Source organism: Pantoea alhagi, assembly GCF_002101395.1.
Classification (GTDB): Bacteria; Pseudomonadota; Gammaproteobacteria; order Enterobacterales; family Enterobacteriaceae; genus Mixta; species Mixta alhagi.
In genome coordinates, this window is sequence record NZ_CP019706.1 from 3,338,946 (window position 1) to 3,364,750 (window position 25,805).

Annotated in this window: 21 protein-coding genes and 1 pseudogene; 20 read left to right on the plus strand and 2 right to left on the minus strand. The window is 54.2% G+C overall.

The annotated features are described in order from the left end of the window. The first annotated feature begins 119 nt into the window (after positions 1 to 119). The 20 genes and pseudogenes from B1H58_RS15765 to flhE all read left to right on the plus strand — a co-directional run bounded on the left by B1H58_RS15765 (position 120) and on the right by flhE (position 23,268). Positions 120 to 650 carry an isochorismatase family protein gene (locus tag B1H58_RS15765; RefSeq protein ID WP_085071418.1) on the plus strand — a complete coding sequence of 177 codons (531 nt, stop codon included), beginning with the start codon at positions 120 to 122 and terminating at the stop codon, positions 648 to 650. Between the two features lie 42 nt (positions 651 to 692). Beyond that, a complete protein-coding gene (locus B1H58_RS15770) occupies positions 693 to 1,376 on the plus strand; it encodes an SOS response-associated peptidase family protein (RefSeq protein ID WP_085071419.1) in 684 nt (227 codons plus the stop codon). Positions 1,377 to 1,710: 334 nt separating this feature from the next. Continuing rightward, positions 1,711 to 2,504, plus strand: a pseudogene (gene otsB / locus B1H58_RS15775) (trehalose-phosphatase). Beyond that, a complete protein-coding gene (gene otsA, locus B1H58_RS15780) occupies positions 2,501 to 3,937 on the plus strand; it encodes an alpha,alpha-trehalose-phosphate synthase (RefSeq protein WP_085071420.1) in 1,437 nt (478 codons plus the stop codon). Before otsB ends, otsA begins: the two are co-directional and overlap by 4 nt. A gap of 1,018 nt (positions 3,938 to 4,955) precedes the next feature. Next, the gene (gene flhD, locus B1H58_RS15785) at positions 4,956 to 5,303 is read left to right on the plus strand and encodes a flagellar transcriptional regulator FlhD (protein WP_085071421.1); all 348 of its coding nucleotides are present in this window, start codon (positions 4,956 to 4,958) and stop codon (positions 5,301 to 5,303) included. Further along, the gene (gene flhC / locus B1H58_RS15790; RefSeq protein WP_085071422.1) at positions 5,303 to 5,881 is read left to right on the plus strand and encodes a flagellar transcriptional regulator FlhC; all 579 of its coding nucleotides are present in this window, start codon (positions 5,303 to 5,305) and stop codon (positions 5,879 to 5,881) included. The genes flhD and flhC overlap by 1 nt, the downstream gene beginning before the upstream one ends. A gap of 133 nt (positions 5,882 to 6,014) precedes the next feature. Next, entirely contained in the window at positions 6,015 to 6,902 is an 888-nt protein-coding gene (gene motA / locus B1H58_RS15795) for a flagellar motor stator protein MotA (protein WP_085071423.1), read from the plus strand. Beyond that, positions 6,899 to 7,930 (plus strand): flagellar motor protein MotB, encoded by a 1,032-nt coding sequence (gene motB, locus B1H58_RS15800; protein WP_085071424.1) that lies wholly within the window; start codon positions 6,899 to 6,901, stop codon positions 7,928 to 7,930. The genes motA and motB overlap by 4 nt, the downstream gene beginning before the upstream one ends. Positions 7,931 to 7,941: 11 nt before the next feature. After that, a complete protein-coding gene (gene cheA / locus B1H58_RS15805; RefSeq protein ID WP_208615361.1) occupies positions 7,942 to 9,939 on the plus strand; it encodes a chemotaxis protein CheA in 1,998 nt (665 codons plus the stop codon). 24 nt (positions 9,940 to 9,963) lie between these two features. Next, a complete protein-coding gene (gene cheW, locus B1H58_RS15810) occupies positions 9,964 to 10,461 on the plus strand; it encodes a chemotaxis protein CheW (protein WP_085071426.1) in 498 nt (165 codons plus the stop codon). A gap of 334 nt (positions 10,462 to 10,795) precedes the next feature. Further along, positions 10,796 to 12,454 (plus strand): methyl-accepting chemotaxis protein, encoded by a 1,659-nt coding sequence (locus B1H58_RS21205; RefSeq protein ID WP_085071427.1) that lies wholly within the window; start codon positions 10,796 to 10,798, stop codon positions 12,452 to 12,454. A 143-nt stretch (positions 12,455 to 12,597) separates the two neighbouring features. After that, the gene (locus tag B1H58_RS15820) at positions 12,598 to 14,271 is read left to right on the plus strand and encodes a methyl-accepting chemotaxis protein (RefSeq protein WP_085071428.1); all 1,674 of its coding nucleotides are present in this window, start codon (positions 12,598 to 12,600) and stop codon (positions 14,269 to 14,271) included. A 203-nt stretch (positions 14,272 to 14,474) separates the two neighbouring features. After that, positions 14,475 to 16,148 (plus strand): methyl-accepting chemotaxis protein, encoded by a 1,674-nt coding sequence (locus B1H58_RS15825; RefSeq protein ID WP_085071429.1) that lies wholly within the window; start codon positions 14,475 to 14,477, stop codon positions 16,146 to 16,148. 302 nt (positions 16,149 to 16,450) lie between these two features. Next, complete coding sequence (cheR, locus tag B1H58_RS15830) at positions 16,451 to 17,326, plus strand: protein-glutamate O-methyltransferase CheR (RefSeq protein ID WP_085071430.1); 876 nt, start codon at positions 16,451 to 16,453, stop codon at positions 17,324 to 17,326. Further along, the gene (locus B1H58_RS15835) at positions 17,323 to 18,372 is read left to right on the plus strand and encodes a protein-glutamate methylesterase/protein-glutamine glutaminase (RefSeq protein WP_085071431.1); all 1,050 of its coding nucleotides are present in this window, start codon (positions 17,323 to 17,325) and stop codon (positions 18,370 to 18,372) included. The genes cheR and B1H58_RS15835 overlap by 4 nt, the downstream gene beginning before the upstream one ends. A 40-nt stretch (positions 18,373 to 18,412) precedes the next feature. Beyond that, on the plus strand, positions 18,413 to 18,802 hold the full coding sequence (gene cheY, locus B1H58_RS15840) for a chemotaxis response regulator CheY (RefSeq protein ID WP_085071432.1): 390 nt from the start codon (positions 18,413 to 18,415) through the stop codon (positions 18,800 to 18,802). 9 nt (positions 18,803 to 18,811) lie between these two features. Then, positions 18,812 to 19,456, plus strand: coding sequence for a protein phosphatase CheZ (cheZ, locus tag B1H58_RS15845; protein WP_085071433.1), 645 nt, complete (start codon positions 18,812 to 18,814; stop codon positions 19,454 to 19,456). Between the two features lie 191 nt (positions 19,457 to 19,647). After that, a complete protein-coding gene (gene flhB / locus B1H58_RS15850) occupies positions 19,648 to 20,799 on the plus strand; it encodes a flagellar biosynthesis protein FlhB (protein WP_085071434.1) in 1,152 nt (383 codons plus the stop codon). After that, complete coding sequence (gene flhA, locus B1H58_RS15855) at positions 20,792 to 22,873, plus strand: flagellar biosynthesis protein FlhA (protein WP_085071435.1); 2,082 nt, start codon at positions 20,792 to 20,794, stop codon at positions 22,871 to 22,873. Before flhB ends, flhA begins: the two co-directional genes overlap by 8 nt. Next, positions 22,873 to 23,268: a flagellar protein FlhE gene (gene flhE / locus B1H58_RS15860; protein ID WP_085071436.1), complete on the plus strand. Its 396-nt coding sequence runs from the start codon at positions 22,873 to 22,875 to the stop codon at positions 23,266 to 23,268. Before flhA ends, flhE begins: the two co-directional genes overlap by 1 nt. A 187-nt stretch (positions 23,269 to 23,455) precedes the next feature. Here flhE and argS read toward each other — a convergent pair whose 3' ends face one another. Together argS and B1H58_RS21180 are read right to left on the minus strand one after the other, a co-directional pair. Then, positions 23,456 to 25,189, minus strand: a complete 1,734-nt coding sequence (gene argS, locus B1H58_RS15865) for an arginine--tRNA ligase (RefSeq protein ID WP_085072340.1) — start codon at positions 25,187 to 25,189, stop codon at positions 23,456 to 23,458. Between the two features lie 205 nt (positions 25,190 to 25,394). Then, entirely contained in the window at positions 25,395 to 25,517 is a 123-nt protein-coding gene (locus B1H58_RS21180; protein WP_257788816.1) for a hypothetical protein, read from the minus strand. Positions 25,518 to 25,805: the final 288 nt, after the last annotated feature.

Below are 25,805 nucleotides of genomic sequence, written 5' to 3' on the forward strand. Positions count from 1 at the left end.
TGGCACTCAGCCGCCTCAGCATTTGCATGCTAAACTGTGATCCACGCCTATTGCAGGGATTGACCCCGGCGTCAGGCATCAGCCAGGATGGAATCTTCCCTTCTCACTGAGAAAACTCTATGTCCGCACGTATAGTGATTGTGGTTGATATGCAAAACGGCGTTTTTAATACGCCGCGTTTCGATCGGGCAGGGCGCGTCGCCTGTATTAATCAACTGATTGACGCCGCTGAACACACCATTTTTATTCAACATCTGGATACGGATATGCAGCCAGGAACCGAAGCCTGGCAAATCTTACCGGAGCTGCATCAGCCGCCGGGCTCGCTCTACATTAATAAACAGGCGTGCGACAGCTTCTGGAACACCGAACTCGATCAGCTGTTACAACGACTGGATGCCTCCTCCTTTGTTATCTGCGGCTGCGCTACCGACTATTGTGTGGATACCACCATTAAAGTCGGCAGCAGCAAGGGATACGCCATCCGCGTGGCAGCCGACGCGCATACCACTTCCAGCCGCCGCTGGGCCACAGCAGAGCAACTGATTGAGCAGCATAACGAAGTCTGGGCCAATCTTATCCTGCCGGGCAATGGCGTGCAGGTGATCAGCACCGCTGAGATCGTACAGGCGTGGCGTACCGCCGCCTGATCTCTGCGCGCCTTCTATACTGCTATATATAAAGGAGGCGCTATGTGCGGACGTTTTACTCAAATTCAATCACGCGAAGCCTGGCTGTCAGCGCTTGAAGGCCAGGCAGAACGCAATATCGCCTGGGATGAGCAGCCGATCGGGCGCTACAACGTTGCGCCCGGCAGTCATGTGCTGCTGCTGAATCACCGTGACGATGCGCTGCATCTCGATCCGGTATTTTGGGGCTATGCGCCGCCCTGGTGGCATAAGGCGCCGTTGATCAACGCTCGCGTAGAAACGGCGGCAGAAAGCAAAATGTTTCGTCCGCTATGGCAGCACGGGCGCGCCGTGGTGATGGCGGATGGCTGGTATGAATGGAAACGTGAGGGCGAAAAGAAACAGCCTTACTACATCTATCATCGCCAGCGCCAGCCGCTGTTTTTCGCGGCGATAGGTCATGCGCCCTATGCACGTCCGCAGGAAAAAGAAGGGTTTGTGATTATCACCGCAGCCAGCGATCGCGGCATGGTTGATCTGCACGACAGGCGTCCGTTGGTGCTGGAAGCGCAGGCGGTAAGCGAATGGCTGCATCCTGATACCTCCGCCCAGCGCGCTGGCGAGCTGGCCGGGCAGGCAGCGCTGGATGCGCAGCAGTTTAGCTGGCATCCCGTCAGCCGGGCAGTAGGCAATCCGCATCATCAACAGCCGGAACTGGTAGATCCCATAGAGGACCCGCTCTGTTAAACCGGCTAAGTCCACCTTTTTTTGCAAAATTCAGTCTGTTCTGAAAATTCGTACATTCCTGGCGAAGCCGGAATTGATGACTATACTGGTTTGGTACGATGTCCGCATAAAGTGATGCGAGATGGGCAGTCGGCTCAGGGCCGGCCAGGTAACAGGTCAACCCGGGAGAGTCGCCATCATTAGCTATCCAGCATTGTGCCACTTGTCTCATCCAGCCGCGCTGTAAACCTGCCCAGTTTCGTTATCCTTTTGCTGCATCAAAAATTTCTAAGCGCGTTAACCCCAGGGCCTTATCCGGCTGGTTAAACGTGTTAATCCGGGCAGGAGGAAGAGTGTGACAACCGTAGCAGTAGAAAACCACGTATTACCTTCCCTGAGCGGCGGCCTCTATGCATTCTTCTTTGATGTTGACGGTACGCTGGCTGCGATCCAGTCGCGTCCCGACGAAGCTTTTATTCCTGAGCCGGTACGAGAAACGCTGCTGACGCTTTCACGATTAAGCGAGGGCGCACTGGCGCTGGTCTCAGGACGTCCCATTCATGAACTGGATATGCTGGCCGCGCCGTTGCAGGTGCCGGCAGCTGGCGTACATGGCGCGGAACGACGCGACGCCAGCGGCGAACTGCATCGTATTTCTCTGCCAGCCTCGATGGGCCAGGAATTGAGCGATACCCTGCACAATGCCATGGCGCAGTGGCCGGGTACACAGCTGGAAACCAAGGGCATGGCGTTTGCGTTGCACTATCGTCGCGCCGTGCAGTATGAAGATGAGGTCATGCAGCTGGCTCAAAAGCTGGTTGAACATTATCCGACGCTGTCGCTGCAGCCGGGTAAATGTGTAGTGGAAATCAAGCCACAGGGTGTGGATAAAGGCGAAGCGATCAAAGCATTTATGGGAGAAGCGCCGTTTGCCGGACGTATTCCGGTATTTATTGGTGATGATTTAACGGATGAAAAAGGATTTCGCGCGGTTAACGCGCTGCAGGGCATATCCGTAAAAGTTGGTGAAGGCTCAAGCGAGGCGCACTTTCGCCTGAAAGGGGTAAGTGAGGTCTATGCCTGGCTGGAGCAAATCAAATTACAATTAGATCAAGACAAGACAACGTCGGTAAGGAGTCAAGGTTATGAGTCGCTTAGTAGTCGTATCTAACCGTATCGCTGTACCAGATGGATCAAAAGCCAGCGCTGGCGGTTTGGCGGTCGGTATCCTGGATGCACTGAAAACGACCGGTGGATTATGGTTCGGCTGGAATGGAGAGATCAGCGCCATTGGTGAAGAAGATAGTGAAGAGATCGACATTGTTAAACAGGAAGGCATTACCTACGCCTCTTTCCCGTTGAATCAAAACGATTACGATCTCTACTATTGCCAGTTCTCCAATACCGTTATTTGGCCTGCTTTCCATTACCGTCTCGATTTAGTGCAGTTCCAGCGTGAAGCGTGGGACGGCTATAGTCATGTGAATGAGCTGCTGGCAGAACGTTTGCTGCCGCTGATCGAACCAGACGATATTCTGTGGATTCATGATTACCATCTGCTGCCGTTTGCTGCCGAGCTGCGTAAGCGCGGGGTAAATAACCGGATTGGTTTCTTCCTGCATATTCCTTTCCCAACGCCAGAAATCTTCAACGCGCTGCCGCCGCATAAAGAGCTGCTGGAAATGCTGAGCGATTACGATCTGCTGGGCTTCCAGACAGAAAACGATCGCCAGGCTTTCCTGGAGTGCATGGCGATGCTGACCCAGGTTCAGCATCAAGGGCCGAAACTGCATCGTGCCTTTGGCAATACTTTTGCTACCGAGGTCTATCCAATCGGCATCGAGCCGGACAGCATCAAAGAGATGGCAGAGGGTCCGCTGCCGCCGAAGATGGCGGCAATGAAACGTGAACTGGGCGATGCGAAGAACATTATCGCCTGTGAGCGCCTGGACTACTCCAAAGGCCTGCCGGAACGTTTTCTGGCTTACGAAGCGCTGCTGGAGAACTATCCGCAGCATCGCGGCAAAATTCGCTATTCACAGATCGCGCCCACTTCACGCGGCGATGTGCAGGCGTATCAGGACATTCGTCACCAGCTGGAGACGGAAGCAGGGCGCATCAACGGTAAATACGGCACCCTGGGCTGGACGCCGCTCTACTATCTGAACCAGCATTTCGATCGCCGTCTGCTGATGAAAATTTTCCGCCTGACCGACGTTGCGCTGATTACGCCGCTGCGTGACGGCATGAACCTGGTGGCTAAAGAGTACGTTGCCGCACAGGACCCGGAAGATCCGGGTGTACTGGTGTTGTCGCGCTTTGCAGGTGCGGCAAACGAGCTGACCTCGGCGCTGATCGTTAACCCCTACGATCGCGATGAAGTGGCGGCGGCGCTGGATAAGGCATTAACCATGTCACGTACCGAGCGTATTTCTCGCTATAACGACATGATGACTATCTTGCGCAAAAACGATATTAGCGCATGGCGTGAAAACTTCCTGCAGGATTTGCGCGCGATTACGCCGCGCTCTGAAGATGGTAAGACGGACAACAAGGTCGCAACCTTTCAACGTCTTGCCTGATTAAGCTAACGCATCGACAGGGAGGTTGATGCGTTTTCTCTTTTTGCCGCCGTTTACTCAGCCGTTACGCCTGAAGAGGCTGAAATAAGCTACCTGTAAAAACGCCTGAATCCCGCATAAAATAATGCATTCCCGCTTATTAATAGCCTGAACGAAAAAACGCGCAAAGCAGTGTGCACAGACTGTTTTTTGTGCAGTTGCGAGCTATTTGCGAAAAAAACCGCGTTTATTGATAAAGAACCGCTTATCCGTGCCGATAGTAGATCACTACCCTCCGTCTTTGCATAAAATCATTCATATTCCTTATGTAACAGCTCGTTACACCTCTTGCTATGCTCTATACAATGACGCTTCACTGTTAACGAACCGTTGCCATAAAGCGGTGATCCGACCTCTTGACTCCTGCTGATTCAATCCACTTCGTACGAAACAATTACCCTAAGTGATTAATTTCACAACGGGTTCATCATGCCCGATCCAGTATTAAATATGGTGTTTACAAAAATAGATGGATGTTAATTTTGCGTAACAGCACATTTTTCTTTTTCGAGATGCAATCTGAGCAAAAAGCAACCTTTTGATGCGAGTTTGTTAACAGGAAGCTAAAAACTTAGCAAAAAGGGGCTTTTTTGCTGGTGTAATGAACTATTCACAAGCGTTACTGATGGATTTTTTTTGGGAATTTGCGTTAAAAGTGTGACGTGGATCACACTTTATCTAAAATTTTACCGATCGCTCGTTGTATGTCGAAATCAGAGGGGATACATTTGCACTGCTTTCGGAATTATCTTAAAAAAATGTAAGCGAACGTCACGGAAGACAGCAACAACTCAAGTAATGCATGGCCTGGTGTTATGACTATTACTGACTCAGTAGCCCGATGGGATGTGAAAACGTTCAGAAAATGTTTGGCTTCTGCCGCTGATTTTTTGCCATCTTTAGATTTACCAGCCAGCAACCAAGAATGCGGTAACCATTCCGCACAGTTAAAAGTAGTGTTAGTCAGGATGGGAAAAAAATGGGTACATCCGAATTATTAAAACATATTTACGATATCAACTTGTCATATTTGCTGCTTGCTCAACGTTTAATTAACCAGGAAAAAGCCTCTGCAATGTTCCGTTTGGGTATCGATGAGTCAATGGCTGATACTTTGTCGCAGTTAACGCTGCCGGAAATGGTTAAATTAGCGGAAACTAACCAGTTAGTATGTCAGTTTCGGTTTAACGACCACAATCTTATTAACCGCCTGACGCAGGAATCGCGTGTGGATGATTTGCAGCAAATCCACACAGGTATTCTATTATCCAGCCGCTTATTACGCGATGCTGCAAAAGATGAAGCGCCGAAAAAGAGGGCGGTATAATGAGCGAAAAAAGTATTGTACAGGAAGCGCGTGATATTCAACTGGCGATGGAATTAATTACGCTGGGTGCGCGCCTGCAAATGTTGGAAAGTGAAACGCAGCTTAGCCGTGGCCGTTTAATCAAATTATATAAAGAGCTACGTGGCAGTCCGCCGCCAAAAGGCATGCTGCCGTTTTCTACCGACTGGTTTATGACCTGGGAACAGAATATTCATGCATCGATGTTCTGTAACGCCTGGAAGTTTCTGCTGAAAAGCAAACTCACCAGCGGCGTGGATGCGGTTATTAAAGCGTATCGTCTGTATCTTGAGCAGTGTCCGCAGTCGGATGATGGCCCGCTGCTGGGGTTGACCCGCGCCTGGACTCTGGTGCGCTTTGTTGAGAGTGGCATGCTCGAACTGTCCGACTGCAAATGCTGCGGTGGAAGCTTTATCAACCATGCGCATCAGCCAACAGGCAGCTTTGCCTGTAGCCTGTGCCAGCCGCCGTCACGTGCGGTAAAAAGACGTAAACTTTCGGTAGAGGCTGCCGATAACAATTCACAACTGCTGGATGAACAGGTTAAACACGCCGTTTAAGTTTGTTCGCACTGTGAAAGGCATCCAGCAGCGGTTTTTAACCGCTGCTTTTTTTTGTCCTCACTTTGACGAATAACGCCTGCGGCTCTCTGGCTTAACTTCCACCAACACGTTACTGACGTAAGGATTTATTGTGCTGGTTATCTTGGGTTATATCCTCGTTGTTGGCTCGGTGTTAGGCGGCTATATGATGGTCGGCGGTCACCTGGGCGCGCTTTATCAACCTTCCGAACTGGTGATTATCGGCGGGTCCGGTATTGGCGCTTTTATTGTCGGCAATAACGGCAAAGCGATTAAGGCAACGTTAAAAGCGTTACCGATGCTGTTCCGCGGCTCTAAATATAATAAAGCCGTGTATATGGACCTGATGGCGCTGTTATATCGTCTGATGGCCAAATCACGTCAGCAGGGCATGATGTCGCTGGAACGCGATATTGAAAATCCCAAAGAAAGTGAAATTTTCGCTAATTACCCGCGCATCCTGTCCGATAACAGGTTAGTGGACTTTATTACCGACTATATGCGGTTGATGATCAGCGGCAACATGAACGCGTTTGAAATTGAAGCGCTAATGGATGAAGAGATCGAAACCTACGAGCATGAATGCGATGTGCCAGCACAAAGTATCGGCGCGATGGGCGATTCGCTTCCGGCTTTCGGTATCGTGGCGGCGGTGATGGGCGTGGTGCACACGCTGGCTTCGGCGGACCGTCCGGCGGCAGAGCTGGGCGAGCTGATTGCTCATGCGATGGTCGGTACGTTCCTCGGTATCCTGCTGGCCTACGGCTTTATTTCGCCGCTGGCATCAGTGCTGCGTCAGAAATGTGCGGAAAACACCAAGATGATGCAGTGCATCAAGGTGACGTTGCTTTCCAGCCTGAACGGCTATGCGCCGCAGATTGCCGTTGAGTTTGGTCGTAAAACGCTTTACTCCACCGAGCGTCCGTCGTTCACCGAACTGGAAGAGCACGTACGCAACGCGAAATCAGCCGGTAAACAGAATTCGGGCCAGGACGCATGAACAACCACAATCACCCCATCGTAGTGGTAAAAAAGCGCAAGCATAAAAAACATGAGGGTGGTCACGGTTCATGGAAAATCGCCTACGCCGATTTTATGACTGCGATGATGGCGTTTTTCATGGTGATGTGGCTGATCTCGGTTGCAAACCCCAAGCAGCTGACGCAGATCGCAGAATATTTTCAGACGCCGCTGAAAGTGGCGTTGTCTGGCGGTCAGCGCAGTAGCGACAGTGAAAGCCCGATCCCCGGCGGCGGCGACGATCCAAGCAGAAAGGAAGGGGAAGTACAGAAACATATCGATCTAGACGCGGAAAAACGCAAGCTGGATGAGATCCGTCTTAACCGCCTGCGCGAACGCCTCGACCAGCTGATCGCGTCCGATCCGCGCCTGAAAGCGCTGCGACCGCACTTGATTATTAATCTGGTTGATGAAGGATTACGCATCCAGATTATCGATAGCCAGAACCGGCCAATGTTTAAAACCGGCAGCGCGCAGGTTGAGCCTTATATGCGCGATATTTTGCAGGCAATTGCGCCGATTTTAAACGATTTGCCAAACAAGATCAGTCTTGCAGGCCATACCGATGATTTTCAGTACGCCACGGGCGATCGCGGCTACAGCAACTGGGAACTGTCGGCCGATCGCGCTAACGCCTCACGTCGTGAGCTGGTGGCGGGTGGCCTGGATGGTAGCAAAATGCTGCGTGTGGTGGGCATGTCCGACACCATGCGGCTGAAAAACCGCGGCGGCAATGAGGCGATAAATCGTCGCATCAGCCTGCTGGTGCTAAATCGCGACACTCAGGCGCAAATCGAAAAAGAGAATGCCGAAAGTGACGTTGTAGAGCTAAGCGATCCACAGAGTATTAAACAAATAACCGCGCCGGCTCAGCCGTCTGCTGCGGTCATAAACCCAGATCTTCAACCTTCACAGGCCGCGCCGGTCAGTCAGGAGAAGCCGGTAACCGATTTACCGCCAGCTCCTGCCAGCACGCCGCAGCCTGATCGCGACTCACAGCAGAGGTGATAACCGTGAGCATGGATATCAGCGATTTTTATCAGACGTTCTTCGATGAAGCTGACGAGCTATTGGCGGACATGGAGCAACACCTGCTGGGGTTAGACCCGCAGGAGCCTGATTCGGAACAGCTTAACGCCATTTTCCGTGCAGCCCATTCGATCAAAGGGGGGGCCGGCACCTTTGGCTTCGTGGTTTTGCAGGAAACCACGCATATCCTGGAAAATATTCTGGACGGTGCGCGCCGGGGCGAAATGCAGCTCAGCACTGACATCATCAACCTGTTTTTGGAAACCAAAGATATTATGCAGGAACAGCTCGATGCCTATAAGGCGGGTCAGGAGCCTGACGCCGAAAGCTTTAAATACATTTGCGAAGCTCTGCGCCAGCTGGCGCTGGAAGCAAAAGGCGAAACGATCGCACCAGCGAAAACCGCTGAAGCCGAACCGGTTACCGCCGCGCCTGCTGCTGCATCTGGTCTGCGCCTGAAGCTGAGCGATCTCAAGCCGAACGAAGTGGCCCTGCTGCTGGAGGAGCTGAGCAACCTCGGCACCGTTAGCAATGTGCAGAAGGGGGAAACCAGCCTGGAAGCCACGCTCGACACCACCATCGATAAAGATGATTTGGTGGCGGTGCTCTGTTTTGTCATTGAAGAATCTCAGATCAGTTTCCTGGATGCAGCCTCTGCGCCTGCGCCTGTGGTAGCGGAACCGGAACCGGCTGCGCCGACCACTATGGCCGAAGCGGAGATTGCTGCGACGCCAGCCACGGTCACCGAACTGGTGCCAGCGGCAAAACGTGAAACCAAAAAGGCCGCGCCGGCGAAAACCAGCGAATCGAGCAGTATTCGCGTGGCGGTTGAGAAGGTTGACCAGCTGATTAACCTGGTTGGCGAACTGGTGATTACCCAGTCGATGCTGGCGCAGCGTTCTGGTGCGCTTGACCCGGTTGCACACGGCGATCTGCTGAACAGTATGGGCCAGCTGGAGCGTAACGCGCGCGATCTGCAGGAATCGGTGATGTCGATCCGTATGATGCCGATGGAATATGTCTTCAGCCGCTTCCCGCGTCTGGTGCGCGATCTGGCCAGCAAGCTGGGCAAAGAAGTTGAACTGACGCTGCTGGGCAGCTCAACGGAACTGGATAAGAGCCTGATCGAACGCATTATCGATCCGTTAACGCACCTGGTGCGTAACAGCCTTGACCACGGGATTGAATCGCCCGAGAAGCGTGTTGCCAACGGTAAAACCGCAGTGGGCAATCTCACCCTGTCAGCGGAACATCAGGGCGGCAATATCTGCATTGAAGTGATTGATGACGGTGCCGGTCTGAACCGTGAGCGTATTCTGGCGAAGGCGCTCTCATCTGGCCTGCCGGTCAGCGATGCGATGAGCGATGAAGAAGTTGGCATGCTGATCTTCGCCCCTGGCTTCTCTACCGCCGAGCAGGTTACCGACGTATCAGGCCGGGGCGTCGGAATGGATGTGGTGAAACGAAACATCCAGGAGATGGGCGGCCACGTTGAGATCGCTTCGAAGCAGGGCAAAGGCACCACTATCCGTATTCTGCTGCCGCTGACGCTGGCGATCCTTGACGGCATGTCAGTACGCGTCGCGGATGAAGTATTTATCCTGCCGCTGAATGCGGTGATGGAATCACTTCAGCCAAGCGCAGAAGATCTGAAGCCGCTGGCGGGTGGCGAGTGCGTACTTGAAGTACGTGGTGAATATCTGCCGCTGGTAGAGCTGTGGAACGTTTTTGATGTGCAGGGCGCGAAAACCGAGGCGACTCAGGGCATCGTGGTGATATTGCAAAGCGCGGGCAAACGCTACGCCTTGCTGGTTGACCAGTTGATTGGCCAGCATCAGGTTGTGGTTAAAAACCTTGAGAGCAACTATCGCAAAGTACCGGGCATCTCCGCCGCCACCATCCTTGGCGATGGCAGCGTTGCGCTGATCGTTGATGTCTCTGCACTGCAATCATTAAACCGCGAAAAGCGCGTGGCCGGCGCCGCGTAAACGTAACCAATTAGGGGCAAACCTATGACTGGAATGGCAAATGTAACGAAACTGGCCGGTGAAACCGTCGGACAAGAGTTTCTGGTTTTTACGCTCGGTGACGAAGAATACGGCATCGATATTCTGAAAGTGCAGGAGATCCGTGGTTACGATCAGGTGACCCGTATCGCCAATACCCCCGCGTTTATCAAAGGGGTAACTAATCTGCGCGGCGTGATTGTACCCATCATCGATCTGCGCGTGAAGTTCGCGCAGCCGGGCGTTCAATACAACGATAACACCGTGGTTATTGTGCTTAATCTGGAGCATCGCGTGGTGGGCATCGTAGTGGATGGCGTTTCTGATGTGCTGTCGCTGACGACCGATCAGATTCGTCCTTCGCCGGAATTTGCGGTGACCATGTCTACCGAATACCTGACAGGGCTTGGTGCGCTGGGTGAGCGGATGCTTATTTTGGTAGATATTGAGAAGCTGTTAAGCAGTGAAGAAATGGCATTAATGGATACTTTGCGTAGCGCATAAAATATACCGTTAACCCCGGCAGGTAATAAACCTGATAAATTGTAACGGGGTGACACAATAAAAAAAGGGCGTCATACTGACGCCCTTTTTTTATGTCTTTGGGAAATTTCTTATTCATCAATAGTTGCATATTAATGCTGTTGCAGATTAGCCCGTGTCGGAAAGGCCTGCAATTACCGGTCACTTACAATAACGCGTCGGATGGGGGAAGAAAGCAGTGAATCGCGGCTGCAGGTAAAGCCGCAGTAATAACGGAATATCTGGAGTAAACCCCTCCATGACAGCGGATTCTTTACACAAATTGTTATTTTTGTGTTTGAAATAAGGGAACTATATGTTTAAAAATATAAAGATTGTAACGGTGCTGTATGCCGTGCTGGCATTATTTAGCCTAATGCAATTAATAACTAACGGTTTGTTCTATTACTCTCTGCAAAAAAATCAGCATAATGTTGAAATTGACCATGTTATTCGCGTGCAGCAAGAGCACTTATATGATCTTGGCACGACGCTGTTAAAGGCACGTAATACCCTGGTTCGCTATGCACTTTATTTAAAGCTGCAGGAAGAAGATAAAAGCCTTGCTGCTTCCTCGCAGGAAATGTGGGTTAGCTCCAAAAAAAATCTGGATGAGGCAAAAGCGATATTCCATGAATTCCAGCAATCGCTAAAACAGTCGCAAGAGAAGGATAATGATGAGGTTATCGCGGCGTACCACCAGCTGCATCAGGCGTTGAGCGAGCTGCGACTGATGTTAAATAAAGGTGATATGGCGGGCGCGCTGGCGCAACCCACGATACAATATCAGGAGCGCTTTATTCTGGCTTATGAAAACTGGCTGATGAAAAATCATGCGCTGATTGAAGAAGCCAACGCGATAAACGAACGGGATCACGAGTATTCAATCGGGCTATCCATTTTTATTTCATGTCTGTCGGTTATCAGTACCGTTTTAATGTGGATCATGCTGCGACGCATCTTGCTGAAGCCGCTGATGTCCACAATGGAACATATCAAGCGTATTACGCGCGGCAATCTTACGGAAGACATCTCTGCTGAAGGTCATAACGAAATGAGCCAGCTGGCGCTCAGCCTGAGTGAGATGCAACAATCTTTACGGCGCACCGTCAGTGATGTGCGCGGTGGGGCGAACACTATTTATCATAGCGCCACCACCATTTCTCACGACAGCGGCGACTTAGCATCCAGAACCGAACAGCAGGCGGCTTCCCTGGAACAGACGGCCGCCAGTATGGAAGAGCTGACCGCCACGGTGAAACAGAACGCTGATAATGCCCGCCAGGCATCGCAGCTGGCGCTGAGCGCATCGGAAACGGCGCAGAAGGGCGGCAAGGTGGTACACAATGTTGTGACCACCATGAGCGAAATATCCCACAGTTCGAAAAAGATCGCCGACATCATCAGCGTGATTGACGGCATCGCCTTCCAGACCAATATCCTGGCGCTGAATGCGGCGGTGGAAGCGGCGCGCGCCGGTGAGCAGGGGCGTGGCTTTGCGGTGGTTGCCGGTGAGGTACGCAGCCTGGCAAGCCGTAGTGCGCAGGCTGCAAAAGAGATCAAAGACCTGATTGACGAATCGGTCAGCTGTGTGGATACCGGCTCTGTGCTGGTGAGCAGCGCAGGTGAAACCATGCATGAAATCGTCAGCGCGGTAAAACGCGTGACCGATATTATGGCTGAAATCGCCGCCGCTTCGGATGAACAGAGTCGTGGAATTGAACAGGTAAGCCAGGCGGTGACGGAAATGGATCGCGTAACCCAGCAGAACGCCGCGCTGGTAGAGGCATCCGCCGCCGCCGCCGCCGCGCTGGAAGAACAGGCCAGTCGCCTGGGTAAAGCAGTAGCGGTGTTTACGCTGCCGGGCGGCAGTAACAGCATGGAGACGCAGGAGACATCGCTGATGTTGACACAAACTCACACCAGACTGGAAGACAAAGCGCAAGCTGCTGAAGATAATTGGGTCACATTTTAACCGCTGTATCTGCTTATCTGATGCCGTCACCCGGCGGCATCAGTTTTATTACTCCATCCGCTTTTTTTAGTTCAATAAATAAAACTTACCCCTTCCTTGCCGATAACTGACTGGTAGTCATTTTCTTAATACCAGGGGTAAATATGTTAAAGCGAATTAAAGTGGTGACCAGCCTGATTGCCGTGCTGGTCATTTTTGGCGTAATGCAGCTACTGGCGGGTGGGCTGTTTTTCCATGCGCTAAATAAAGATAAAACCAATTTTAACGTTTCACAAACGTCCAGTCAGAACATCGCCGCGTTGACCGATGCCTGGATTGCGCTTAACCAGACGCGTATCACGCTTAACCGTGGCATGCTGCGTCTGCAAAGCTCTCTGGCCAGCGAGATCAATGGCGGCAAACTGGATGGACTGGTGCAGCAAAGCCGGGCGCAACTGGCAGAAGCGGAAAAACATTACCGCGAATATAAGTCGCTGCCAAACACGCCAGGCCTGGATGAGCAATACAATAATCTTTCACTGCGTATGGAAGAAAAATATACCACGCTGGCCAAGACGTTATCTGAGATGACCGACCTGCTGGAAGCGAAGCAGCTGGAAGGGATGTTTAAGCTCAATATTGAGCAGAAACAGGATGAGACCCAGGCGGTCTATACCGAATGGCGCAATGCGCAGGCAGAGCTGTCAGCGAAAGGTATCGCCGAAAACGAAACTGCCTTTAATATCATGCTGTGGATCCTGGGCATCATTATGGTGCTGGTCGTGACTGTGATTGTACTTTGCTGGTTTGGCCTGCAGAACATTCTGCTCGCGCCGCTGCAAAAAACCATGCAGCACATTAAAGCTATCGCCGCAGGCGATCTGACGCAGCCGATTGAAGTGGAAGGGCGCAATGAGATGAGCCAGCTGGCCGCCAGCCTGAAGCATATGCAGCAGGAGCTGGTGCGCACCGTCAGCGACGTGCGCGACGGTTCAGACGCCATCTACACCGGCGCAAGCGAAATCACCGCGGGCAGCAATGACCTCTCTTCCCGTACCGAGCAGCAGGCTGCCTCGCTGGAGCAGACCGCTGCCAGCATGGAAGAGCTGACCGCCACGGTGAAACAGAACGCGGAGAACGCCCGTCAGGCGTCACAGCTGGCGCTGAGCGCGTCAGAAACCGCACAGAAGGGTGGCAAGGTGGTGGACGGTGTGGTGAAAACCATGAGCGAAATTGCCGGCAGTTCGAAGAAGATTGCCGACATCATCAGCGTGATCGACGGCATCGCCTTCCAGACCAACATTCTGGCGCTGAACGCGGCGGTGGAAGCGGCGCGCGCCGGCGAGCAGGGGCGTGGCTTTGCGGTGGTTGCCGGTGAAGTGCGTAACCTGGCGCAGCGCAGCGCCCAGGCGGCGAAAGAGATCAAATCACTGATTGAAGACTCGGTTTCCCGCGTTGACACCGGCTCCGCGCTGGTAGGTACCGCTGGCGAAACCATGAGCGATATCGTCAGTGCGGTAACGCGCGTGACCGACATCATGGGCGAAATCGCCTCGGCATCGGACGAGCAGAGCCGTGGGATCGACCAGGTGGGCCTGGCGGTGACCGAAATGGATCGCGTAACCCAGCAGAACGCCGCGCTGGTAGAAGAGTCCGCCTCTGCTGCTGCCGCGCTGGAAGATCAGGCCAGCCGCCTTAGCCAGGCCGTATCGGTGTTTAAAGTGCGTCAGGAGCAGGCTGCTCGTTCAATGCCGCTGAAAACGCAGGTATTGAGCAAGCCTGCCGGAACAAAGCTGGCAGCGGCCCCTGCTACTGACAGCAACTGGGAAACCTTTTAATTCTTTTACCCCTGAATCTGCGAAATAACCATAACCAGGGATGCCGTTCGGTGACGGCATCCCTGTGCAGAAAAGTAAAGCGCCCTGAACCGTACATTTACAGAGCGATAGAGGGGTGGGCGGCGGTTAATTTCAGATAAGGATAAAGATCCTGATAAGCGTGCCGATAAATCCATTCATTCAACCACGCTTTAAGGTTCACTATGTTTAAACATATTAAAGTTGTGACGGCACTGATTCTGGTGCTGACGATATTCGCTGGACTGCAGATTGCTTCAAGCGGGCTGTTTTTTAATGCCCTGAAAGGGGATCGGCAAAATTTTATGCTTACGCAGAAGATCCAGCGTGAGCAGATCAATCTCAACGCCGCCTGGGTAGCATTGATTCAGGCGCGTAATACCCTTAACCGCGCCGGTATCCGCTATATGCTGGATGCCAATAATGCGGGCAGCGGCAGCACCGTTGCCGAGCTGGTAGCGCTGGCCAATCAGCAGCTGGAAGCAGCGGATAAAAGCTTTGCCGCCTATCAACAGGAAGTGCCGGATGATGTCAAAAACATGGCTTACCTGGTGGCAGTAAATGAAAAATATAAGGTGCTGCATGACGCGTTAACCGAGCTGGTGCAGATGCTGGGTGCAGGCAACCTGAAAGGGTTTGTTGACCAGCCGACGCAGGGCTATCAGAACGATTTTGAAAGTGCTTATAACACCTGGGCACAAACCACCAGCACCTTTATGACCGCCGGTGCCGAACAAAATGAGAGCGCCTATCAGCGTGCGCTGTGGATCATTGGCATCGTTCTGTTGGTGCTGGCAAGTATCGTTGCGCTGGTCTGGACCGGTATGCACCACATTCTGCTGCGTCCGTTGAAAACCACTATGGAGCATATTCGTCATATCGCCGCAGGCGATCTGACGCAGTCGATTGAAGTGGAAGGGCGCAATGAGATGAGCCAGCTGGCCGCCAGCCTGAAGCATATGCAGCAGGAGCTGGTGCGCACCGTCAGCGACGTGCGCGACGGTTCAGACGCCATCTACACCGGCGCAAGCGAAATCACAGCGGGCAGCAATGACCTCTCTTCCCGTACCGAGCAGCAGGCTGCCTCGCTGGAGCAGACCGCTGCCAGCATGGAAGAGCTGACCGCCACGGTGAAACAGAACGCAGAGAACGCCCGTCAGGCGTCACAGCTGGCGCTGAGCGCGTCGGAAACCGCACAGAAGGGTGGCAAGGTGGTGGACGGCGTGGTGAAAACCATGAATGACATCGCCGGCAGTTCGAAAAAGATCGCCGACATCATCAGCGTGATCGACGGTATCGCCTTCCAGACCAACATTCTGGCGCTGAACGCGGCGGTGGAAGCGGCGCGCGCCGGCGAGCAGGGGCGTGGCTTTGCGGTGGTTGCCGGTGAAGTGCGTAACCTGGCGCAGCGCAGCGCTCAGGCGGCGAAAGAGATCAAAACGCTGATTGAAGACTCGGTTGCCCGCGTCGATACCGGTTCAGTACTGGTGGAAAGCGCTGGCGAAACCATGAGCGATATCGTCAGTGCGGTAACGCGCGTAACCGACATCATGGGCGAAATCGCCTCGGCGTCGGACGAGCAGAGCCGCGGGATTGACCAGGTGGGCCTGGCGGTGACGGAGATGGATCGCGTTACCCAGCAGAACGCCGCGCTGGTGCAGGAGTCCGCTACTGCCGCTGCCACGCTGGAAGAACAGGCCAGCCGCCTCAGCCAGGCTGTCGCCGTGTTCAGAATTCGTAAAGAATTTGCCGCCGCCGCCGTTAACGTTAATACGGCAGCGAAAAAGCTGCAGAGCGCTACGCCGACAACGGCAGCGCGCAAATCCACCGGCACGGATGAGAACTGGGAAACCTTCTGATTGAGTGCGCAGTGGCAATAAGTGATGTGTTGACAGCAGGAAGTCCTTGTCCAGCTTCAAATGATGGCGAGCCATACCAATGGCCGCCAGCCAGATTGGGTCACACAGCAGAATGCCGCGCTGAGAGAGGAAGCGGCAACGGCCACGGATTAGCTTGTAGCCTGGCTAATTCGTCTGAGTAACAGCGGCGCGGTTTGCGCTGCTGCTTGCCAGACCGGCGCATTCAGGCGAGATGCACATAAGCTATCGCCCTGAAGCGGCGCCCTTTAACCTTTTATCTGCTTTTTGTTGGGTGAACCTGGATGAAGAAATCAACATTACTGGCACCACCCGAGAACGCAACGCTGTTATCTCAGATGGTTCAGCGCTTGCCTCTCTCTGATACGCATTTTCGCCGTATCAGTCAGCTCATTTATCAGCGTGCCGGTATTGTACTTGCCGACCATAAGCGCGAGATGGTTTACAACCGGCTGGTGCGTCGTCTGCGCACGTTGAACATCGATGACTTCGGACGTTATCTCGCCCTGCTGGAAAACGATCAGAACAGCGCCGAGTGGCAGGCATTTATTAACGCGCTGACCACCAACCTGACGGCGTTTTTCCGTGAGGCGCACCATTTTCCGATTCTGGCCGAGCATGCCAAACGGCGCGGGGGAAACTACAACGTCTGGAGTACCGCGGCTTCTACCGGCGAAGAACCCTACTCCATCGCCATGACGCTGGCGGAAACGCTGGGCACGGGCCCGGGCAAATTCACGGTTCATGCCAGCGATATCGATACTCAGGTCCTGGAAAAGGCCTCATCGGGGATCTATCGCCAGGAAGAGCTGCGCACGCTATCGCAGCAGCAGATGCAGCGCTTCTTTTTGCGCGGTACCGGCCCACACTCCGGCATGGTGCGGGTGCGTTCTGAACTGGCAGGCATGGTGAGCTTTACCCAGCTTAACCTGCTGGCGCACGAATGGTCGCTGCCCGGACCGTTTGATGCGATTTTTTGCCGCAACGTAATGATCTATTTCGACAAAGAAACTCAGGAAAAGATCCTGCGGCGCTTTGTTCCGCTACTGAAGCCCGGCGGCCTGCTGTTTGCTGGTCACTCGGAAAACTTCAGCCAGATAAGCAAAGAGTTTTATCTGCGCGGACAAACGGTTTACGGGCTGACTAAGGAAAGATCATGAGCAAAATCACCGTAATGTGCGTTGATGATTCAGCGCTAATGCGACAACTGATGACAGAAATCATCAACAGTCATCCCGATATGGAAATGGTGGCGACGGCGCCCGATCCGTTGGTGGCGCGCGATTTGATAAAACAGTTCAATCCGCAGGTGCTGACGCTGGATGTCGAGATGCCGCGTATGGACGGCCTCGATTTTCTGGAAAAGTTGATGCGTCTGCGCCCGATGCCGGTAGTGATGGTTTCATCGCTAACGGCGAAGGGATCGGAGGTGACCCTGCGCGCACTGGAGCTGGATGCGATTGATTTCGTTACCAAGCCGCAGCTGGGCATTCGCGAAGGCATGATGGCTTACAGCCAGATGATTGCCGATAAAATTCGTGCCGCAGCGCGCGCCCGTATGGTGCCGCGCCTTAATCAGGCGGCGCCGGTGATGCTGAAAGCGGGCCCGCTGCTCAGTAGTGAAAAGCTGATCGCCATCGGCGCATCAACTGGCGGCACCGAAGCGATCCGTCATGTGCTGCAACCGTTGCCAATGACCAGCCCGGCGCTGTTGATTACGCAGCATATGCCGCCAGGTTTTACCCGCTCGTTTGCCGAGCGTTTGAACAAGCTGTGCCAGATCACCGTGAAAGAAGCGGAAGATGGCGAACGTATTCTGCCGGGCCATGCTTATATTGCGCCCGGCGCTATGCACCTGGAGCTGGCGCGCAGCGGCGCTAACTATCAGGTGAAACTGAACGATGGTCCGCCGGTTAATCGTCACAAGCCTTCGGTGGATGTGCTGTTTAAATCGGTGGCGCAGCATGCCGGACGTAACGCCGTCGGCGTCATCCTTACCGGGATGGGCAATGATGGTGCGGCCGGGCTGCTGGAGATGCAGCGCGCCGGCGCCTGGACCATCGCGCAGAATGAAGCAAGCTGTGTGGTTTTCGGTATGCCCCGTGAAGCAATTGCTTACGGGGGAGCCAGTGAAGTGGTGGATCTGCACCAAATCAGCCAGCATATGTTGGCCAAAATTAGCGCCGGACAGGCATTGCGTATTTAACCAGGCCCGTCCAGCGGGTTGAGATAACACAGGAGTAGATATGGTTGACAAAAACATGCGCTTTTTAGTGGTGGACGATTTCAATACGATGCGTCGTATTGTACGTAACCTGCTAAAAGAGCTGGGCTTCAACAACGTTGAAGAAGCCGAAGATGGGGCAGACGCGCTGACCAAGCTGCGTGCTGGCGGTTTCGATTTCGTCATTTCCGACTGGAACATGCCGAACATGGATGGTCTGCAACTGCTGCAAACCATCCGTGCCGACGCCACGCTGGGCAAGCTGCCGGTGCTGATGGTCACCGCGGAAGCGAAGAAAGAGAATATCATCGCTGCGGCGCAGGCGGGAGCCAGTGGCTATGTGGTGAAACCTTTTACTGCGGCGACCCTGGAAGAGAAGTTAGGTAAGATCTTCGAAAAATTAGGTATGTAAGGAGACGTGATGAGCGAACTTACGAAACCAGCGACCGACGCGGCATCGGCGCAGGACATCATCACACGCATTGGCTCGTTAACGCGCATGCTGCGTGACAGTCTGCGTGAGCTGGGGCTGGATCAGGCCATAGCAGAGGCGGCGGAAGCGATTCCCGACGCCCGCGACCGCCTTGATTATGTTGTTCAGATGACTGCTCAGGCTGCTGAGCGCGCGCTGAACTGCGTAGAAGCATCACAGCCGCGCCAGGATGCGCTGGAGCGCGGCGCCAAAGATCTTAAGACACGCTGGGATGCCTGGTTTGAGGACCCCATCGAGCTGTCGGATGCGCGCGTGCTGGTTTCGGATACGCGCGAATATCTGGCTACCGTGCCGGAACACACGTCCTTTACCAACGCACAACTGCTCGACATCATGATGGCGCAGGATTTCCAGGACCTTACCGGTCAGGTTATCAAGCGTATGATGGATGTGATCCAGGAAATTGAGCGCCAGCTGCTGATGGTGCTGCTGGAGAATATGCCGGAAGCGAATGCGCGTCAGAAGCGGGAAGAGAACAGCCTGCTGAACGGTCCGCAAATCAATGCCGCCGCGCCTGGCGTGGTTGCGAACCAGGATCAGGTTGATGACCTGCTCGATAGTCTGGGCTTCTGAGTTAAAGGCTGCCGTTCGGTAAAACAGAGCGGTAGCCCTTTTGCTTGTGCACAGGCCGACGATCGCCCGATCGTCGGCCTGCTTTTTCCATTCCCTGAAATAACCCCTGTTTAACCCTGTTACTCCACCCATTAAATTTGCCTGGGTTTGGCAAGCTATGCGTAATTCCCATTCCAGAGCAGGTGATCAACGTGGCTGAAGGTAGCGACGAGGAAAAAACAGAATCGCCCACACCCCACCGACTAGAGAAAGCGCGCAAAGAAGGGCAGATCCCGCGATCCCGCGAACTGACTTCTCTGCTGATGCTGGTGGCGGGGTTGCTGATTTTGTGGATGGGCGGCGGGACGATGGCGCGTCAGCTGGCTGAGATGGTCGCCTCCGGCTTTAGCTTTGATCATCATTTGATTAATGACCCCGGACAGATTGTACGTCACATCAGTCGCTTGCTGGGGCTGGCGGTATGGGCGCTGGTACCGATGATGGCGGGCCTGGTGCTGGTAGCGATCGCCGCGCCGATGCTGCTGGGCGGGATTGTCCTGAGCGGTAAATCCATTTCATTCAAGTTTAGCAAGCTGAATCCGCTGAGCGGCCTGAAGCGCATGGTGTCAGCGCAGACCTGGGCCGAGCTGTTAAAAGCGGTGATGAAAGCGGTGCTGGTGAGCTCGGTGGCCGGTTGGTATATCTGGGTAAGCTGGCCAGAGATGCTGCACCTGGTCAGCGAAGCTCCGTTTGTTGCGCTGGAGCACGGCATGCGCATGGTTGCCGTATGCTGTTTTCTGGTGGTGTTGGGGCTGGTGCCGATGGTGGGCTTCGACGTCTTCTGGCAGCTCTACAGTCATTTCAAGCAACTACGCATGTCGCAGCAGGATATCCGCGATGAATATAAAGAGATGGAAGGCGACCCACACGTTAAGGGCCGTATCCGTCAGGCAATGCGCGCAGCCGCTCGTCGCCGCATGATGGCGGACGTGCCGAAAGCGGACGTGATCGTTACCAACCCCACACACTATTCCGTCGCGCTGCAGTATGACGAGAAGAGAATGAGCGCGCCGAAAGTGTTGGCGAAGGGGGCGGGCGACGTGGCGTTGAAGATTCGTGAGTTGGGGAAAGAACATCGCGTGCCGATACTGGAAGCGCCGCCGCTGGCGCGCGCCCTTTATCGTCACAGTGAAATTGGGCAGCACATTCCAGGCGCGCTGTATGGCGCGGTAGCGGAAGTGCTGGCCTGGGTATGGCAGCTGCGTCGCTGGAAGCGCGAGGGCGGCCTGATACCGCAGAAACCTCAACGTTTGCCGGTGCCGGCTGAACTGGACTTTGCAGGAGAAACGAGAACTGATGGCTAATCTGGCCGCTTTACTTCGCTTACCGGGTAACATGAAAGATACGCAGTGGAAGGTGCTGGCTGGCCCGCTGCTGATTCTGATGATCCTGTCGATGATGGTGCTGCCCCTGCCGCCCTTTATCCTCGATCTGCTGTTTACCTTTAATATCGCGCTGTCGATTATGGTGCTGCTGGTAGCGATGTTTACCCAGCGGACGCTGGAGTTTGCCGCGTTCCCGACCATTCTGCTGTTTTCAACGCTGCTGCGCCTGGCGCTGAACGTTGCCTCCACGCGCGTTATTTTGCTGGAAGGACATACCGGCGCGGCGGCGGCCGGTCAGGTGGTGGAGGCGTTTGGCCACTTCCTGGTCGGCGGCAACTTCGCCATCGGTATAGTGCTGTTTGTCATTCTTATCATCATTAACTTTATGGTTATCACCAAGGGTGCCGGACGTATCGCCGAAGTGGGCGCGCGCTTTGTACTTGACGGGATGCCGGGCAAGCAGATGGCGATCGACGCCGATCTGAATGCCGGTTTGATTGGCGAAGAAGAAGCGAAAAAGCGCCGTTCAGAAGTGACCCAGGAAGCCGATTTCTACGGCTCAATGGACGGTGCCAGTAAGTTCGTTCGTGGTGACGCTATCGCGGGCATCATGATCATGATTATCAACGTGGTGGGCGGCCTGCTGGTGGGCGTGCTCCAGCACGGAATGTCGCTGGGTACCGCAGGGGAAACCTATACGCTGCTGACCATCGGTGACGGCCTGGTTGCGCAGATCCCCGCGCTGGTGATCTCGACCGCCGCCGGTGTGATTGTTACCCGCGTCGGCACCGATGAGGATGTGGGCGAGCAGATGGTGACCCAGCTGTTCAACAATCCACGCGTAATGATGCTGAGCGCCGGTGTATTAGGCCTGTTGGGGTTGGTGCCGGGCATGCCAAACCTGGTGTTCCTGCTGTTTACCGCCGCGCTGTTAGGCTTAGCCTGGTGGCAACGTGGCCGCGAGATGCAGCCGAAGCCGGTAGCGCAGCCGTTGCCGCGTGCGCAGGAGACGGCCGCAACGGTTGAAGCGACATGGGGCGATGTGCAGCTGGAAGACTCACTGGGGATGGAAGTGGGCTATCGCCTGATCCCTATGGTGGATCAGCAGCAGGATGGCGAGCTGCTGGGACGTATCCGCAGTATTCGTAAGAAGTTTGCGCAGGAAATGGGCTTTCTGCCGCCGGTGGTGCATATCCGTGACAATATGGATCTGCCTGCCGCCCGCTATCGTATTCTGATGAAAGGGGTTGAGATCGGCAGCGGCGACGCTTATCCGGGGCGCTGGATGGCGATTAACCCTGGTACGGCCTCCGGTACGCTGCCGGGTGAAGCGACGGTTGACCCGGCATTTGGTCTGGCAGCGATCTGGATTGACAGCGCGCTGAAAGAGCAGGCGCAGATTCAGGGCTTTACCGTAGTGGAAGCCAGTACCGTCGTGGCAACGCACCTTAATCATCTGATTGGTCAATATGCCAGTGAGCTGTTTGGCCGTCAGGAAGCGCAGCAGCTGATGGATCGCGTAAGTCAGGAGATGCCGAAGCTGACTGAAGATCTGGTGCCGGGCATCGTGTCGCTGACAACGCTGCATAAGGTGCTGCAGAATCTGCTGGCCGAGCGTGTGTCGATCCGCGATATGCGCACCATTATTGAAACGCTGGCGGAACATGCGCCGGTACAGAATGACCCGTATGAGCTGACGACGGTGGTACGCGTGGCGCTGGGCCGCGCCATTACCCAGCAGTGGTTCCCGGGCAATGGCGAAGTGCAGGTGATTGGTCTTGACGCGACGCTGGAACGTCTGCTGTTGCAGGCGCTGCAGGGCGGTGGCGGACTGGAGCCGGGTCTGGCGGATCGTTTGCTGGAGCAGGCGCAGCGCGCGCTGCAAAACCAGGAGATGTTAGGCGCGCCGCCGGTGCTGTTGGTTAATCACCCGCTGCGTGCGTTGCTGGCGCGCTTCCTGCGCCGTAACCTGCCGCAGCTGGCGGTGCTCTCGAATATGGAGCTGAGCGATAATCGCCATATCCGTATGACCGCAACCATTGGAGGTCAGTAATGCGATTTTCACTCTGTGCGTTGATGCTGCTGTTGCCGCTGACAACCCTGGCGGCGGATGGTGCCTGGCAGGGGAGCGCCACCGGCGTGACGTTAAGTAATCGCGGCGTGGAGGCATCATCGCCGCCGATTGCGCCGCCGGGTCCGATTTCCGGCCTGATGAATGTGATTTACTGGCGTTTCGAACTGACCGGCCCGCAGCCAGCTGGCCTGATGGTAAAACTCTGTTCCAGCACCCGCTGCACGCCGATCGAAGGGGCCAGCGGCTCGACACGCGGCCTGACCAATGTGCCCGCCAGCGATACGCTGCGTTTTGTGTATAGTGTACAGGGGAAGGGAAGGCTGTTTCCTGTCACGCGGGTGCGCAGCAATCAGGTAATGGTAAATTATAACTAGTACCGCGTCTTATCGCACCGATCTGCCTGCTCCTCATGGGGGAGCACTGCGACTCAAACCACTCCAATTGCGGCCATTTCTGACAACAACCTTTCCGAAGCCTGATAGCAGATAAAAAAATCCACGCCGGAGCGTGGATTTTTTTGATGTCATCGGGCCTTCGCCAGAAACAAGGGCAGCCGGTGGCTTACATACGCTCGACGGTTTCAATACCCAGCGTATCCAGACCCTGCTTCAGCGTGCGTGCCGTCAGCAGTGCCAGCTTCAGACGGCTCTGGCGTACTGCGGCGTCTTCTGCTGACAGAATCGGACAGTGCTCGTAAAAACCAGAGAACAGACCGGCCAGATCGTACAGATAAGCACACATCACGTGCGGCGTACCGTCACGCGCCACCAGCGTAATGGTCTCTTCAAACTGCAGCAGACGTGCCGCCAGCTGTGCTTCACGCTCGTCGTTCAGCTGAATGGTGCCTTCCAGCAGCGCATTCTCATCAATACCGGCTTTGCGGAACACTGACAGCACGCGCGTATAAGCATACTGCATATACGGCGCAGTATTGCCCTCAAATGCCAGCATGTTATCCCAGTCGAAAATGTAATCGGTGGTGCGGCTTTTCGACAGGTCGGCATATTTTACCGCGCCAATACCGACAATATTTGCCAGTTTGCGCAGCTCATCGGCATCCATCTCTGGATTCTTTTCCGATACCAGCGCGGTAGCGCGCTCAACCGCTTCATCCAACAGATCGGAGAGCTTAATGGTACCGCCGCTGCGGGTCTTAAACGGACGTCCATCTTTGCCCAGCATCATACCAAACATATGGTGCTCAAGGGGCACCGATTCCGGCACATAGCCCGCTTTACGTACGATGGTCCAGGCCTGCATCAGGTGCTGGTGCTGGCGCGAATCGATATAGTACAACACGCGATCGGCATGCAGCTGCTCATAGCGATATTTCGCGCAGGCAATGTCGGTAGTGGTGTAGAGATAGCCGCCGTCCTTTTTCTGGACGATCACGCCCATCGGCTCGCCTTCTTTATTTTTAAACTCGTCAAGGAAGACAACGGTTGCGCCTTCGCTTTCCACCGCCAGCCCTTTCGCTTTCAGATCGGCAACGATACCCGGCAGCATATCGTTATACAAACTTTCACCCATGACATCGTCACGCGTCAGCGTCACGTTCAGACGATCATAGACCTTCTGATTCTGGGTCATAGTGATATCAACCAGCTTTTTCCACATGGTGCGACAATATTCATCGCCGCCCTGTAATTTCACCACATAGCTGCGCGCGCGCTCGGCGAAAGCCTCATCTTCGTCATAGGTCTTTTTCGCTTCACGGTAGAATGCTTCCAGATCGGCCAGCGCGATCTCTTCATGATGCTCACGCTGCTGCTTTTCCAGATAGGCGATCAGCATACCGAACTGTGTGCCCCAGTCGCCGACATGGTTGGCGCGGATCACGTGATGACCAAGGAATTCCAGCGTACGTGCCGCCGCATCACCAATAATGGTTGAGCGCACATGGCCTACGTGCATCTCTTTCGCCACGTTTGGCGCTGAGTAGTCAATCACGATAGTTTGCGCATCCACTGGCGCAACGCCCAGACGCGGCGATGCCAGGGCGGCTTCTGCCTGCTGCGCCAGCCATTCAGGGGCGAGGAAAATATTAATAAAGCCCGGACCCGCGATTTCAACCTTACTGGCAATGCCATTAAGATCAAGATGCTGAACGACTCGCTCAGCCAGCTGACGTGGCTGCTGCCCCAGTTTTTTCGCTACCGCCATAATGCCGTTGGCCTGGTAATCGCCAAACTGAACTCTGGCCGACTGACGAACCATAGGTTCGCAATCTGCCGGCGCGCCAACGGCGATCATCGCCTGACTAACTTTTTCCGAAAGGAGAGCCTGAATATTCACCGAGTTACCTTCATCCGTCTGCACTGCCCGCCGCGCCAGGGGCGGCAGGCATAATCATCGCGACGCCTGACAGTCTGGCAGGGTGCTGTACAATAGCGTCGCGGAAAAAAGAAGGGGGGAAGTATACGTTATTTGCGGGGGGGCGTCAGCAGCCGTAGCAGGCGGAAACATTGCTGTTGATGTTTCCGCCACCGACGAAAAAAGGTTAACGACGTCGAGAATGCCGATATGGGTTATTTACCGTTTTTTCATTGCGCACCTTCCAGTGGCGGGTGAGAGCATACCCCATCAGCGCGATAAGAACTGCAATAATAATAAGTTTAAGCATAAAGCCATTCCTTGTGTGATGGTTCGGGTAAATCTATAAGAAAGACTTAGTAGTCGCAATTGCGTACTCAACCAATTAGGAATTACCTTAAACTCCCTGCAAACATAATTAAAAACATTAGGTTAACCGGGGTTTTATAAAATATTTCCTGGACCTGTGCCGTGCTAAACTGGACATAAATAAGGTAAATTACGCCAGCTTATCTAAAAAATCTTGTCATTAACGCTATTTTTACAACTATAACTGGTCTTGCGAAATTGCTTATAAAGCAACCAATGTTTAAAGAAA

What these genes read in the sequence shown, in the direction of transcription:
- motB (WP_085071424.1), top strand. Translation starts at nt 6,899, where the DNA reads ATGAACAACCACAATCACCCCATCGTAGTGGTAAAAAAGCGCAAGCAT.
- B1H58_RS15820 (WP_085071428.1), top strand. Translation starts at nt 12,598, where the DNA reads ATGTTAAAGCGAATTAAAGTGGTGACCAGCCTGATTGCCGTGCTGGTC.
- otsA (WP_085071420.1), top strand. Translation starts at nt 2,501, where the DNA reads ATGAGTCGCTTAGTAGTCGTATCTAACCGTATCGCTGTACCAGATGGA.
- cheA (WP_208615361.1), top strand. Translation starts at nt 7,942, where the DNA reads ATGGATATCAGCGATTTTTATCAGACGTTCTTCGATGAAGCTGACGAG.
- flhA (WP_085071435.1), top strand. Translation starts at nt 20,792, where the DNA reads ATGGCTAATCTGGCCGCTTTACTTCGCTTACCGGGTAACATGAAAGAT.
- B1H58_RS21180 (WP_257788816.1), bottom strand. Translation starts at nt 25,517, where the DNA reads ATGCTTAAACTTATTATTATTGCAGTTCTTATCGCGCTGATGGGGTAT.
- B1H58_RS15770 (WP_085071419.1), top strand. Translation starts at nt 693, where the DNA reads ATGTGCGGACGTTTTACTCAAATTCAATCACGCGAAGCCTGGCTGTCA.
- cheY (WP_085071432.1), top strand. Translation starts at nt 18,413, where the DNA reads ATGGTTGACAAAAACATGCGCTTTTTAGTGGTGGACGATTTCAATACG.
- cheW (WP_085071426.1), top strand. Translation starts at nt 9,964, where the DNA reads ATGACTGGAATGGCAAATGTAACGAAACTGGCCGGTGAAACCGTCGGA.
- cheZ (WP_085071433.1), top strand. Translation starts at nt 18,812, where the DNA reads ATGAGCGAACTTACGAAACCAGCGACCGACGCGGCATCGGCGCAGGAC.
- B1H58_RS21205 (WP_085071427.1), top strand. Translation starts at nt 10,796, where the DNA reads ATGTTTAAAAATATAAAGATTGTAACGGTGCTGTATGCCGTGCTGGCA.
- B1H58_RS15835 (WP_085071431.1), top strand. Translation starts at nt 17,323, where the DNA reads ATGAGCAAAATCACCGTAATGTGCGTTGATGATTCAGCGCTAATGCGA.
- B1H58_RS15765 (WP_085071418.1), top strand. Translation starts at nt 120, where the DNA reads ATGTCCGCACGTATAGTGATTGTGGTTGATATGCAAAACGGCGTTTTT.
- flhC (WP_085071422.1), top strand. Translation starts at nt 5,303, where the DNA reads ATGAGCGAAAAAAGTATTGTACAGGAAGCGCGTGATATTCAACTGGCG.
- flhE (WP_085071436.1), top strand. Translation starts at nt 22,873, where the DNA reads ATGCGATTTTCACTCTGTGCGTTGATGCTGCTGTTGCCGCTGACAACC.
- flhD (WP_085071421.1), top strand. Translation starts at nt 4,956, where the DNA reads ATGGGTACATCCGAATTATTAAAACATATTTACGATATCAACTTGTCA.
- cheR (WP_085071430.1), top strand. Translation starts at nt 16,451, where the DNA reads ATGAAGAAATCAACATTACTGGCACCACCCGAGAACGCAACGCTGTTA.
- B1H58_RS15825 (WP_085071429.1), top strand. Translation starts at nt 14,475, where the DNA reads ATGTTTAAACATATTAAAGTTGTGACGGCACTGATTCTGGTGCTGACG.